The sequence below is a fragment of the Streptomyces sp. NPDC053513 genome (genome assembly GCF_044544765.1).
Classification (GTDB): Bacteria; Actinomycetota; Actinomycetes; order Streptomycetales; family Streptomycetaceae; genus Streptomyces; species Streptomyces litmocidini.
Window position 1 is genome coordinate 327,182 of sequence record NZ_JBITXP010000006.1, and the last position, 13,054, is coordinate 340,235.

Annotated in this window: 11 protein-coding genes; 5 read left to right on the forward strand and 6 right to left on the reverse strand. The window is 73.6% G+C overall.

Annotated features, from left to right (window positions below):
* The first annotated feature begins 90 nt into the window (after positions 1 to 90).
* Positions 91 to 531: a MarR family winged helix-turn-helix transcriptional regulator gene (locus tag ACIGW4_RS13695; RefSeq protein WP_123456459.1), complete on the forward strand. Its 441-nt coding sequence runs from the start codon at positions 91 to 93 to the stop codon at positions 529 to 531.
* 51 nt (positions 532 to 582) lie between these two features.
* Here the strand turns inward: ACIGW4_RS13695 and meaB are convergent, their stop codons facing one another.
* The 4 genes from meaB to ACIGW4_RS13715 form a co-directional block, all read right to left on the reverse strand.
* Positions 583 to 1,566, reverse strand: a complete 984-nt coding sequence (gene meaB / locus ACIGW4_RS13700; protein ID WP_398709209.1) for a methylmalonyl Co-A mutase-associated GTPase MeaB — start codon at positions 1,564 to 1,566, stop codon at positions 583 to 585.
* Positions 1,563 to 3,737, reverse strand: a complete 2,175-nt coding sequence (scpA, locus tag ACIGW4_RS13705; RefSeq protein WP_123456461.1) for a methylmalonyl-CoA mutase — start codon at positions 3,735 to 3,737, stop codon at positions 1,563 to 1,565. Before scpA ends, meaB begins: the two co-directional genes overlap by 4 nt.
* Complete coding sequence (locus tag ACIGW4_RS13710; protein WP_398709207.1) at positions 3,737 to 5,548, reverse strand: methylmalonyl-CoA mutase family protein; 1,812 nt, start codon at positions 5,546 to 5,548, stop codon at positions 3,737 to 3,739. The genes scpA and ACIGW4_RS13710 overlap by 1 nt, the downstream gene beginning before the upstream one ends.
* 114 nt (positions 5,549 to 5,662) lie before the next feature.
* Positions 5,663 to 6,334, reverse strand: coding sequence for a bifunctional 2-polyprenyl-6-hydroxyphenol methylase/3-demethylubiquinol 3-O-methyltransferase UbiG (locus tag ACIGW4_RS13715; protein ID WP_123456463.1), 672 nt, complete (start codon positions 6,332 to 6,334; stop codon positions 5,663 to 5,665).
* A gap of 233 nt (positions 6,335 to 6,567) precedes the next feature.
* Between ACIGW4_RS13715 and ACIGW4_RS13720 the strand changes: the two genes are divergently transcribed.
* Positions 6,568 to 8,850: an MMPL family transporter gene (locus ACIGW4_RS13720; protein ID WP_123456464.1), complete on the forward strand. Its 2,283-nt coding sequence runs from the start codon at positions 6,568 to 6,570 to the stop codon at positions 8,848 to 8,850.
* Positions 8,851 to 8,909: 59 nt separating this feature from the next.
* Here ACIGW4_RS13720 and ACIGW4_RS13725 read toward each other — a convergent pair whose 3' ends face one another.
* Entirely contained in the window at positions 8,910 to 9,839 is a 930-nt protein-coding gene (locus tag ACIGW4_RS13725) for an LLM class F420-dependent oxidoreductase (RefSeq protein WP_359590357.1), read from the reverse strand.
* A 102-nt stretch (positions 9,840 to 9,941) separates the two neighbouring features.
* Here ACIGW4_RS13725 and ACIGW4_RS13730 point away from each other — a divergent pair, with 102 nt between their 5' ends.
* Entirely contained in the window at positions 9,942 to 10,445 is a 504-nt protein-coding gene (locus ACIGW4_RS13730) for an HD domain-containing protein (protein ID WP_398709199.1), read from the forward strand.
* 18 nt (positions 10,446 to 10,463) lie between these two features.
* Here the strand turns inward: ACIGW4_RS13730 and ACIGW4_RS13735 are convergent, their stop codons facing one another.
* A complete protein-coding gene (locus ACIGW4_RS13735; protein WP_123456467.1) occupies positions 10,464 to 11,384 on the reverse strand; it encodes a glycerophosphodiester phosphodiesterase family protein in 921 nt (306 codons plus the stop codon).
* 170 nt (positions 11,385 to 11,554) lie between these two features.
* Here ACIGW4_RS13735 and ACIGW4_RS13740 point away from each other — a divergent pair, with 170 nt between their 5' ends.
* Both ACIGW4_RS13740 and ACIGW4_RS13745 read left to right on the forward strand, forming a co-directional pair.
* Positions 11,555 to 12,283, forward strand: coding sequence for an IclR family transcriptional regulator (locus ACIGW4_RS13740; protein ID WP_123456468.1), 729 nt, complete (start codon positions 11,555 to 11,557; stop codon positions 12,281 to 12,283).
* 157 nt (positions 12,284 to 12,440) lie between these two features.
* The gene (locus ACIGW4_RS13745) at positions 12,441 to 12,911 is read left to right on the forward strand and encodes a hypothetical protein (protein WP_123456469.1); all 471 of its coding nucleotides are present in this window, start codon (positions 12,441 to 12,443) and stop codon (positions 12,909 to 12,911) included.
* Positions 12,912 to 13,054: the final 143 nt, after the last annotated feature.

Consider the following 13,054-nt stretch of genomic DNA (forward strand, 5'->3'; position numbering starts at 1 on the left):
TAGGCCGCGATGCTTGAGGAGGTCAAGTAAATGGTTGAGGTTCTTAAGTAAATAATTGATAATATCAAGGATCTTGAGTACGCTCGAAGCATGAGCGCGACCACCCCCGAGACGCCCACCAAGCTCCAGCTCCTCGAGCTCCTCGCCGCCATCGGCACGGCCCAGTGGCGCGACTTCGCCGCGGCCGCCGCCCACCACGGACTGACCTCCACCCAGGCCAAGGTGCTCGCCCAGCTGAACGGCCCGCTGCCGATGCGCGCCCTCGCCACGCTGCTGGTCTGCGACGCCTCGAACGTCACCGGGATCGTGGACCGCCTGGAGGGACGCGGCCTCGTCCGCCGCGAGGCCGACGCCTCCGACCGGCGCGTCAAGAACGTCGTGGCCACCGACGAGGGCCGGGACGTCATCCGACGGGTCCGCGAGGAGATGCAGGCGACCCACGGCGCCCTCGACACGCTCGGCGCGGAGGACAGCGCCACCCTGTACGCCCTGCTCGCGAGGCTGCGCCCGGGCATGGAGAAGGACGCCTGACGGGAAGTCCCGCACAGGCGTCCACGACGGAGCCCCGGAGGGGCCGGCGGCTCAGTCCCGGCGCTCCCCGAAGGCCCTCAGGATCTCCTCGGCGGCCAGCGTCGCCGTCAGCTCGCCGGCCCTGACCCGCCGCTCCAGCGCGGGCGCGGCCTCCTGGACCGCCGGGTCGGTGTGCAGCCGCCGCAGCAGCTCGTCACGGACCATCGACCAGGTCCAGTCGACCTGCTGGTCCTGGCGCTTGGCCGTGAGGCGGCCGGTCGAGTCGAGGAGCGCCCGGTGCTGCTTCAGACGGTCCCAGACCTCGTCGAGGCCCGCCGACTCCCGCGCGCTGCAGCTGAGGACCGGCGGTGTCCAGACCGCGTCGGCGCCGTGCATGAGGCGCAGGGCGCCCGCCAGCTCACGCGCGGCGGCGCGGGCGTCGCGCTCGTGCGGGCCGTCCGCCTTGTTGACGGCGACCACGTCGGCCAGCTCCAGGACGCCCTTCTTGATGCCCTGCAGCTGATCGCCCGTACGCGCCAGGGTGAGCAGCAGGAACGAGTCGACCATGTTCGCCACGGCGGTCTCGGACTGGCCGACGCCCACCGTCTCCACGAGCACCACGTCGTACCCCGCCGCCTCCATCACGACCATCGACTCCCGCGTCGCCTTCGCGACGCCGCCGAGCGTGCCCGCGCTGGGGGAGGGCCGGACGAAGGCCGCCGGGTCGACGGCGAGCCGCTCCATCCGCGTCTTGTCGCCGAGGATGGAGCCGCCCGTACGGGTCGACGACGGGTCGACGGCGAGCACCGCCACCCGGTGACCGAGCCCGGTCAGCATCGTCCCGAACGCGTCGATGAAGGTCGACTTCCCGACCCCCGGCACCCCGCTGATCCCGATCCGCACGGCCTTGCCGCTGTGCGGCAGGAGCTCCGTGAGGAGCTCCTGCGCCAGCGCACGGTGCTGGGGGCGGGTCGACTCGACGAGGGTGATCGCACGGGCGATCACCGCCCGCTTCCCGTCGAGCACGCCCTTCACGTACGTGTCGAGACCGATCACAGGTCGTGTCCGAGGTCGGCCGCCAGCCGGGTCACCAGGTCGTGGGCCGCGTCGGGGATCACCGTCCCCGGCGGGAACACGGCCGCCGCGCCCATCTCCAAGAGCGTCGCCACGTCCTGCGGGGGGATGACACCGCCGACCACGATCATGATGTCCTCGCGGCCCTCCGCCGCCAGCTCCTCCCGCAGCGCCGGCACGAGGGTGAGGTGACCCGCGGCCAGCGACGAGACCCCGACGATGTGCACGTCCGCCTCCACGGCCTGACGCGCGACCTCGGCCGGGGTCTGGAACAGCGGGCCGACGTCCACGTCGAAGCCCAGGTCGGCGAAGGCGGTGGAGATCACCTTCTGGCCGCGGTCGTGCCCGTCCTGGCCCATCTTGGCGACCAGGATGCGCGGCCGGCGTCCCTCGGCCTCGCCGAAGGCGTCGACCAGGGCCCGGGTGCGCTCCACGGAGGGGGACTCGCCTGTCTCGTTGCGGTACACACCGGAGATCGTACGGATCTGCGCCGCGTGCCGGCCGTACACCTTCTCCAGGGCCTCCGAGATCTCGCCGACGGTGGCCTTCGCGCGGGCCGCGTTCACCGCGAGCTCCAGCAGGTTGCCGTCGCCGCCCGCGGCCCGGGTGAGCGCGTCGAGCGCGTCCCGGCAGGCGGTCTCGTCGCGCTCCTCGCGCAGCCGCCGCAGCTTGGCGATCTGCTGGGCGCGGACGGAGGAGTTGTCGACCTTGAGGACCTCGATCTGCTCGTCGGAGGCCACCCGGTACTTGTTGACGCCGATCACCGGCTGCCGGCCGGAGTCGATCCGGGCCTGGGTGCGGGCCGCGGCCTCCTCCACGCGCAGCTTCGGGATGCCCGCGTCGATGGCCTTGGCCATGCCGCCGGCCTGCTCGACCTCCTGGATGTGCTGCCAGGCGCGCCGGGCCAGGTCGTACGTCAGCTTCTCGACGTACGCGCTGCCGCCCCACGGGTCGATCGTCCGGCAGGTGCCCGACTCCTGCTGGAGGAGCAGCTGCGTGTTCCGCGCGATGCGCGCCGAGAAGTCGGTGGGCAGCGCGAGCGCCTCGTCGAGGGCGTTGGTGTGCAGCGACTGGGTGTGGCCCTGGGTGGCCGCCATCGCCTCCACGCACGTCCGCGTGACGTTGTTGAACACGTCCTGAGCGGTCAGGGACCAGCCGGAGGTCTGCGAATGCGTGCGGAGCGACAGGGACTTGGCGTTCTGCGGGTCGAACTGCCTCACCAGCTTCGCCCAGAGCAGCCGCGCGGCCCGCAGCTTGGCGATCTCCATGAAGAAGTTCATGCCGATCGCCCAGAAGAACGACAGCCGCGGCGCGAACGCGTCCACGTCCAGGCCCGCCTCACGGCCCGCGCGGATGTACTCCACGCCGTCCGCCAGCGTGTACGCCAGCTCCAGGTCGGCCGTCGCGCCCGCCTCCTGGATGTGGTACCCGGAGATGGAGATGGAGTTGTAGCGCGGCATCCGCTGCGAGGTGTACGCGAAGATGTCGGAGATGATCCGCATCGACGGCCCGGGCGGGTAGATGTACGTGTTGCGGACCATGAACTCCTTGAGGATGTCGTTCTGGATGGTCCCGGCCAGCTTCTCGGCCGGCACGCCCTGCTCCTCGGCGGCCACGATGTACAGCGCCAGCACGGGCAGCACCGCGCCGTTCATCGTCATCGACACGGACATCTTGTCCAGCGGGATGCCGTCGAACAGCTGCCGCATGTCGTAGATCGAGTCGATGGCCACGCCGGCCATGCCGACGTCACCGGTGACGCGCGGGTGGTCGCTGTCGTAGCCGCGGTGGGTCGGCAGGTCGAAGGCGACCGACAGGCCCTTCTGCCCGGCCGCGAGGTTGCGCCGGTAGAAGGCGTTCGACTCCTCGGCCGTGGAGAAACCCGCGTACTGACGGATCGTCCAGGGCTGGTTGACGTACATCGTCGGGTACGGGCCGCGCAGGTACGGGGCCATGCCCGGGAGGGTGTCCAGGAAGTCCAGGCCCTCCAGGTCCTGCCCGGTGTAGAGCGGCTTGACGGCGATGCCCTCCGGGGTCTCCCACAGCAGGTCGTCACCGCCCGCCGCCTTCTTCACGGCCGAGCGCCACTCGTCGGGACCACCGGCGGCGGCCTGTGCCCCGAGCTCGATCCCGGAGAAATCGGGGATGGACATCAGGACACTCCCATGCGGTCGAGGGCGGTGGAGAGCAGGGCGACGGCGTCGCAGCCGGCGAAGACGTACGTGTCGACACCGGCGTACGCCCCGGGGCGCCCCGCGAGGAGGACGTGCTCGGCCCCGGCCGCGCGCAGCTCCCCGGCGGCGGCCTCCGCCTGCTCCTCGTACAGCGCGTCGCTGGAGCACAGGCAGGCCTCGCGGGCGCCGCTCTCCTCGAACGTGCCCTCGGTGACGGCCTCGATGCCGCCCGCCTGGAAGAGGTTCGCGGCGAAGGTGAGCCGGGCCGAGTGCGCGGCCGCCGGGCCGAGCGCGGCCAGGTAGACGCGGGGCCGGGCGCCGGTCGCCGCGAGGTGCGCGTCGGAACGGGCCCGCAGCGCCTCGTACGCCTCGTCGCGGCGCACGCGCGGCAGACCGCCCGACAGCGGTTCGGGCGCGGGCGCGCGGTCCACGGGCTTCTCCGCGAGGTGCGGGAACTCGCTGACGCCGGTGATCGGTTCGCGGCGGGTGGCGAGCTTCCTGCTGCGCGCGGCCCAGGTCTCGGCGAGCCGCTCGCCGAGGGAGCCGGAGCGCAGCGCGGCGGCCTGGCCGCCCTCCCGCTCGATCTCCTGGAAGAACTCCCAGGCGGCGTGCGCGAGTTCGTCGGTGAGCCGCTCCACGTACCAGGAACCGCCCGCCGGGTCGATCACCCGGGCCAGGTGGGACTCCTCGATGAGGACGCCGGAGGTGTTGCGGGCGATCCGGCGGGAGAACGCGTCCGGCAGGCCCAGCGCGTCGTCGAAGGGCAGCACGGTGACGCTGTCGGCACCGCCCACGCCCGCCGCGAGCGTCGCGATGGTCGTGCGCAGCATGTTCACCCACGGGTCGCGGCGCGTCATCATCACCGGCGAGGTCACCGCGTGCTGGCGCTGGGCGCCCGCCTCCGGGGCGCCGCAGGCCTCGGCCACCCGCGCCCACAGGCGGCGCGCGGCGCGCAGCTTCGCGATCGTCAGGAACTGGTCGGCGGTGGCCGCGTAACGGAACTCCAGCTGGCCGCACGCCTCCGTGACGCTCAGTCCGGCCTCGGTCAGCCCGCGCAGGTACGCGACGCCGGTCGCGAGCGAGCAGCCCAGCTCCTGCGCGGCCGAACCGCCGGCCTCGTGGTACGGCAGGGCGTCCACGGTCAGGGCCCGCAGCCCCGGGTACCGGTCGGCGCAGCGGCGCGCGAGACCGGCCACGGACGCGAGGCCGTACGCCGCGCGGCCGGTGCGGGCCTCGTGGCCCAGCGGGTCGGCGCCCAGGTTGCCCCGGGCCGCCTCCGGGGCGACGCCCCGCTCCTCGTACAGCCGCAGCAGCCGCTCGGCGGCCGCCTCCGTCTCGTCGCCCGCGTCGAGGACGACGGGCGCGAGGTCGAGGTAGACGCCCTCCAGGACGCCGTCGAGCGAGGAGACCGGGATGCCGGCGCCGCCGACACGGAGCCAGAGGGAGGTGACGCCGTTCTCCAGGTCGGTGAGGACGGCCTCGCCGTCGGCCGCCGCATGGAGCTGGCGCACGTCCCAGCCGTCGGTCGTGTTGCCCTCGGCGCGCCCGCCGCGCACGAAGGGCGCGAAGCCGGGCAGGCCGGGGTCGGGCGCGGAGTCGCGCGCGGTGTACAGCGGGCGGGTGCGGAGGCCGTCCTCCAGCAGAGTGGACAGGGCGTCCTCGGCGGCGTCGCCGGAGACCTCCTTGCCCGACTTGCGCAGGACGCCCGCCACGAGGTTTTGCCACTGCTCATGTGGCGCGTCTGGGAATTCGGACGCCAGGGAGAGCCCGTCGTCAGGCAGGACCGTCATGGCTCGGATGCTAGGGGAGATCCACAAAGGAGCAGGAGGGCGTACGACTGTGACCTTCTTCTCTTCCGCATCCCGAGACGGCCGCCCGAACGGCGAGAAACCCGCCGGCGGGGATCAGACGCCCCCGTCGCCGGGCCGATCGGGGCGCCGCGCGAAGCAGAACAGGTGCTCCTCCGGCACCGCGCTCTCGTCGTCCGGCCGGAAGACCGACACCTCGTGCCGCAGGACGTCCAGACCGCAGTCCTCCCGCAGCGTCCGCACGTACTCCTCGGCCGAGAAGCTGGAGACCCTGACCGGCCGGCCCATGAACTCGATCTCCACCCCGTCCACGTCCGCCGGCACCGTGGCGGACACCAGATAGCCGCCGGGCGCCACCCAGCCCGCCATCCGCTCCAGGGCGGCGGATGCCTCCGCCCGGCTCATCATCAGCAGCGGGAAGAAGGCGCACACGGCGTCGAAACCCCCCGGCGGGGCGTCGTAGTCACGCACGTCCACCTGCTCGAACACGGCCCCCGGCACCTGCGCGCGGGCCAGCCCGACCATCTCCCCGGACACGTCGATGCCCGTCACCACGCACCCGGCCCGCACCAGACGGTCGGCGACCGGCCGCCCCGTACCGCTGCCGACGTCGAGGACCCGGGCCCCCGCGCCCAGGCGCTCCGTGAGCCAGTCCACCGCCGCCGCCTGCTCCGGCAGACGCCCGAAGGCCCGCTCGTACGCCAGGCCCAGATCGTCGAACAGTTCCGCCGCCGACAGCGGCTTCCGCCCGGCACCCTCGTCCCGCATGCTGCTCCCCTTTCCCGGACGTCACGGGCCGACCGCCCGTCCCGGGCGGCTTCCTACCCGCTCGCCGCCCACTTCCCACCGCCCCCTCCGACCGGTTTCCCCCGGCTTCCCACCGGGCCTTCCCCGGCCGAGATGCCGGAGTGCGGAGCCGGGCGAAGAATGGACGAGGCAGGCCCGCACGACGCGGGTGCCGGAACCGCTCGGGGACTTCCCTATCCGGACACGGGCACGCCATGAACGCAGGAAGCCCGGCCCACGGCCGGCCAGCATCCCCCCAGGGCGCCCTCTACCGACTCGGCCACTGGTGCGCCCGCCACTTCCTCGTCGTCATCGCCCTCTGGCTGGCGGCCGTCGCGGGCCTCCAGATCACCGACCGGGCCGTCGGCGGAATGTTCTCCGACGACTTCGCGCTCCCCGGCGTGCAGTCGGCCGAGGGCCTCGACGTCCTCAAGGCGCACGATCCCGCCGCCGGCGGATACAGCGCCCAGGTCGTCCTGAACGACCCCTCCAAGCCCCTCACGCAGGAGTCGTCCGCGGTCAACTCCGCCGTCACCGCCCTGGGGAAGCTCCCCGACGTCATCGGCGCCCAGAACCCGCTGCCGCCGCCCGGCACCACGCCGCCCGCGCTCCCGGCCGGCACGCCCAACACCGGCCCGCTCTCCACGGACGGCAAGACCGCGTACATCACCATCCGCTTCAGCGTGCCCCCCTCCACCCTCGGCACCGACTACCTGAACGGCGTCGACAGCGCCGTGAAGCCCCTCCGGGACGCCGGCGTCACCGTCGAGTACGGCGGCTCGCTCGGCGAACTCGCCCGGCCGACGGCCGACGACCGCAGCAGCGAGGCCATCGGCTTCGCCGTCGCGATCGTCGTCCTCCTCATCGGCTTCGGCAGCGTCATCGGCGCCGTCATGCCGCTGGTCACCGCACTCCTCGGAGCGGTCTGCGGGCTCGCCCTGCTGGGCCTGATGGCGGCCGCCTTCACCTTCGGGACCGTCTCGCCCACCCTGGCCACCATGATCGGCCTCGGCGTCGGCATCGACTACGCGCTGTTCCTCATCACCCGCCACCGCCAGAACCTCATGCACGGCCACGATCCCGCCGACTCGGCCGCCCGCGCGACCACCACCAGCGGCCGCGCGGTCCTCGTCTCCGGCTGCACCGTCATCATCGCCCTCTCCGGGCTGTGGGTCTCCGGCGTCACCTTCATCGGCAAACTCGGCCTCGCGGCCGCCTTCACGGTCGTCACCGCCGTCATCGCCGCGCTCACCCTCGTCCCGGCCATGCTCGGACTCGTCGGCCACCGGATCGACCGCTACCACGTCCGCAAACCCGTGGCGGAGACCGACGCCGAGCCCGGCGCACCCGCGCACGGCACCTGGCACCGCTACGCGCAGCGGGTCGAGAAGCGCCCCTGGTGGTTCCTCACCGGCGGCGTCCTGGTCCTGCTCGTCCTGGCCTTCCCGCTGCTCTTCATCCAGCTCGGCCACATCGGCGACGGCGCCGACCCGAAGTCGTTCACCGACCGGCGGGCCTACGACCTGATCTCCACGGCCTTCGGCCCCGGCGCGAACGGACCGCTCACCCTCGTCGTCGACCAGTCGGCCGTGCCCGCCGCCGACCGGGCCGCCCTCGGCACCAAACTGCAGCAGTCGCTGACGGGCGTCCCCGACGCAGCCTTCGTCACCCCGCTGCAGACCACCTCCGACGGCGACGTCCTCGTCGGCACCGCCTACTCCGTGGCCTCCCCGCAGGACGAGAAGACGACACAGCTGACCAACCGCCTCGTCGACGACGTCCTCCCGCAGGCGGTGGCCGGCACCGACGCGCACACCTACGTCACCGGGAACACGGCCGCCCAGGTCGACTTCCTCGACATCGTCTCCAGCCGCCTGCCGCTGATCATCGCCGTCGTGGTCGCGCTCGCCTTCCTCGTCATCCTGATCGTCTTCCGCGGACTCCTCGTCGCGGTCAAGGCGGCCGTGCTCAACGTGCTCTCCATCGCGGCCTCGTACGGCGTCGTCGTGGCCGTCTTCCAGTGGGGCTGGGGCGGACCCGCGCTCGGCGTCTCCGGCAAGGTGCCCATCGAGAGCTACGTGCCGATGATGATGTTCGCCATCGTCTTCGGCCTGAGCATGGACTACGAGATCTTCCTGCTGTCCCGCGTCCGCGAGGCATGGCTGCGCACCGGGGACTCGAAGGCCAGCGTGGCCCACGCCCTGGAGATCACCGCCCGGGTCATCACCTGCGCCGCACTGATCATGGTCAGCGTCTTCGCCGCCTTCATCGTCTCGGACAACATCGTCGTCAAGATGCTCGGTCTCGGCCTCGCCGCCAGCGTCCTCATCGACGCCACCGTGGTGCGCCTGCTGCTCGTGCCCGCCGTGATGACCCTCCTCGGCCGCCACGCCTGGTGGACCCCCGCCTGGCTCGACCGGATCCTGCCCCACCTGGACACCGAGGGCGAGGAACCGGCCGGGACCGAGGCGGTGCCCCAGGGCGCGGGCAGGCGCTGAGCAGCCGTGTCAGGGCCCGCCCGGCGCCCCGGGCGACCGGACGGGGACGGGGGCGGGCCTCAGCCGCGTGACAGTTCGCCGAGGAGCTTCCAGGTGCGGCGGCGGTCGTCCTCGCCGCCCAGGTCCGTGGCGGTGAAGACCACCTCCGTCGCCCCCGCCTCGCGGTAGCGCCGCACCTCGGCGGCGACCGCCTCCTCGTCCCCGATCGCGGCCAGACCGGCCGCCCGGTCGGCGCCGGAGAGCTCGATCGCACGCCGGTACGAGGGGATCCGCTCGTAGAGCGCCAGCGCCTCCGCCGCCTTCTCCCGTACGCCCTCCGCGTCCGCCGTCACCACGCCCGGCACGAGGGCCACGATCCGGGGCGCGGGCCGGCCCGCCGCCTCGGCGGCGGCGGTCACGGCCGGCACGACGTGCTCGGCCAGCGCACGCGGCCCCGCGAGGAACGGCAGGATGCCGTCGGCGAGTTCACCGCTGACGCGCAGGGCCTGCGGGCCCATCGCGGCGACGAGCACCGGCACCGGCGGCCGGTCCGCCCCCGGCACCGCCGCCGGGTACGGGGTCGTCGCGGTCAGCAGCTCCCCGTGGAAGTCCGCCTCGCCCGTCTCCAGGAGCGGCCGCAGGGCGGTGAGGAACTCCCTGAGCAGCCCGATCGGCCGCTGGTACGGGAGGCCGAACGCGGTCTCGGTCAGGTGCCGGGTGCCGAGGGCGAGCCCCAGGTGGTAGCGGCCGCCGGTGGCGGCCTGCGCGGTCTGCGCCTGGCTGGAGACGAGCAGCGGATGGCGGCCGAAGACCGGGATCGCGGACGTCCCGACCTGCAGTCCGGGCACCTCGCGCCCGACGATCGCGGCGAGCGAGGGAGAGTCGTACGCGAAGGACTGGCCGAACCACGCCGAGTGCAGGCCGGCGTCGTGCGCCTCCCGCGCGAGCCGCACGGTGTCGTCGACCGGAAGCTGCCGGGAGGTCGAACTGAGCGTCACTCCAAGAGTCATGCATCCGGCAACCGGGGGCCGCGGGGCGGGCATTCCCGGTTCCGTGTGAACAGCGTGTGACGGCCGGCCGCGTCCACCGCCGGGCCCGGCGATGATGGGGGCATGAAGACCCTCGCCGAAGTGGACGAACTGGCCGACCGCGCGCACGCCGGACAGGTCGACAAGGCGGGCGTGCCCTATGTCGCCCACGTCCGGGCCGTCGCCGCGGGCCTGGAGCCGTTCGGCCCGCACCTGGCCATGGCCGGGCTGCTGCACGACGTCATCGAGGACACCGGGTGGACGGCGGAGCGGCTGCGCGCCGCCGGGATCCCCGCCCGGGTCGTCGCCCTCGTCGAAGCCGTCACCCATCACCCGGGCACGGCCTACGAGGAGAAGCTCCGCCGGATCGCGGAGGACCCCGACGCCACCCTCGTGAAGATCGCCGACAACGCGCACAACAGCCGCGCGGACCGGGCCGCCGCCCTGCCGCCCGCCCAGCGGGAACGGCTGGCCGCCAAGTACCGCGCGGCCAGGGCCGTCCTGTGGCCGGCGGCCGATCCCGGCGACATCGCGACGATCCTCCGGGTGGTCAACCCCGGCCTCCTGCGGGAACTGACCACCCGCTGACGGGCCGCCCGGCGCCGCTCAGCTCGTCCGGCCGGACGACCAGCCGCCCAGCTCGGTGGGACGGTTCGTGATGACGCCGTCCACGCCGAGCGCGTCCAGGGCCTTCCAGCGCGCCGGGGCGTCGACCGTCCACACGTTCACGGCGACGCCGGCCGCGTGCAGGTCGCCGACCAGCTGCGGACGGGTGGCGAGCGCGGCGTCCGAGACGTTGTACGCGGCGAGGTCCAGCTCCCGGGCGAGCGCGACGGGATCGGCGTCCAGGGTGCCGCGCAGCAGGCCGAGCGGCAGTTCGGGCGCCAGCTCGTGGGCGTACCGCAGGGACGGGATGTCGAAGCTCTGCACGAAGACCCGGTCCGCCATGTCCTGCTCCCGGACCTCCCGGACGATCCGGTCCACCTCGGCGCGACTGTGCCGGCCCTTGATCTCCAGGAGCAGCTTCCCGCCGCGCTCCCTGAGGTCCGCGAGCTGGGCGGCCAGGGTCGGGACCCGGGTGCCGGCGTAGGCGGGCGCGAACCAGGAGCCGGCGTCCAGGGCGTCGAGCTGCTCGGAGGTCAGCGAGCGGATCGGCCCCGTGCCGTCCGTGGTCCGGTCGACGGTGGTGTCGTGCAGGATGTACGGCACGCCGTCCTTGCTGGGCTGGACGTCGTTCTCGATCCAGACGGCCCCGCCCCGCCGGGCCACCTCGTCGGACACCAGGGTGTTCTCGGGAGCCGCGGACGGGGCGCCCCGGTGGGCGATCACCGTCAGCGGCGCCCCGGCCGCACGCATCCAGGGGCTCGCCGCCACCGTGGCCCTCGCCGCCGGGCGGGGCGCGGACTCCGAGGGCGGTGCGGCGACGACGAACGCGGTCGCGAGCCCCGCGACCACGGTGGCCCCGGCGACCAGTCCGACGGTCCTGCGACGACGGGACCGGGCGGCGGGCGGTTGAGCTTCTCTCATGGCCGACCACCCTAAGGGGTCCCCCACCGGGCGGGCCGGGCACGAGGCGACACGACCGGGCGCGCAAGCCCTTCGTCGTAATGGTCCGGTCTGCGGCATCGTGGACCCGTGCCCGCAGCCGCGCCATCGGGGGACCGCGGCCGGGCGTGGCGAATCAGGGGGATCCATCCATGGACACCGGAACGGCACGGAGAACGGGCGGCGTCGCGAAGACGGCCGCGCCGGAGCGCCAGGAGCGCGGCCGGGGAGTGCTGGAAGGCGCGTTCGCGCTGCTCGACGCCCTGCGCCGGAACGGCGACGAGGCGGGCGTGACCGAACTCGCGCTCGCCTGCGGAGTGCCCAAGGGCACCGTCCACCGGCTGCTCGACCAGCTGGTCGGAGTCGGCGCCGTCGAACGCAGGGGCAACCGCTACCGGGTCGGCCCGCAGCTCTACCGCCTCGGCCAGGCCTGGGAACCCCACCCCGGTCTGCGTCCCGCCGCCCGGCTGCCGCTCCAGCGCCTCCGGGCCGTCACCGGAGCCAGCGTCGTCCTCGCCGTGCTGCGCGAGGACATGGCGATCACCGTGAGCTCGGTGCCCGGCGACCTGGAGCCGCTCCTCCCCGTGCGCGACGGCATCGCGTTCCGCCTCGACACCGCCGCCGGGAAGGCACTGCGCGGACCCCTCCGCGGCGGACCGGTCCTCGACCGGGAGGACGTGATGGAGGGGGTGTGCTGCGCCGCGCTGCCCGTCCGCGCCCCGGACGGCCGCACGGTCGCGGCGCTCGCCGGCATGGTTCCCGCGGGCCGCGGCCTCGACGCGCTGGCCCAGGCCGTCGCCGAGGCGGGAGCCGCGGTCACCCGCGCGCTCGCCCGGGGCGGCCGGCGGACACCGGTCCCGACGACCGCCCTCGTCCTGTAGTTTCCCGCGCGTTCCACCCAGCGGAACGCGCGTAGAGGAAGGGCGGGGCCGCCGGGCACAGTGAATGTCGTGCCGAGGGGAAACGGCACACCGGGCCGCCGGGGAAGGCGGACCGGGCACCACGTCACACCAGTGACCCGATGTGTGGGGGGACCACATGCGCAAGAACCGAGTCGTCCGAGCCGCCGCCACCGCCCTGCTCGGACTCGGCAGCCTGGGAGCCTTCGCCGGCACCGCGCACGCCGAGCCGATCGACTACGTGAAGATCGAGCTGTTCGAGCTGCACTGCCAGCAGAACAGCGAGGGCGACCACGACGAGGCCTACCTCAAGATCACCGACGCCAACGGCAACGCCGTCAAGGTCTGGCCCGGCAACGGCATCAAGTACCAGACCATGGGAACCGGTTACGTCCGCTCCATGGCGGACGGCAACGGCAACGCCGCGCTCATCCTCGGCAAGGAGCAGGCCCGCACCCTGACCCTGTGGGACTACGACTCCACCAGCAGCGACGACAAGCTCGGCGCCACGCTCGTCACCGGCAGCGAGGTCGGCGCCGAGACCCAGTGGCGCACCGTCGAGGGCTCCGGCGGCGTCTACGTCATCGGCTACCGCGTCGTCGACATCTGACGGGTGACCAACCCCTGAGGGGAGGGGGGGGGGGGGGGGGGGGGGGGGCGCGGCCCCCCCCCCCCCCCCCCCCCCCCCCCCCCCCCGAACCCCTACTCCGCCGACCGCAGCACCGGGAAGCTGCCCGTGTTCGTCGGCGCGTG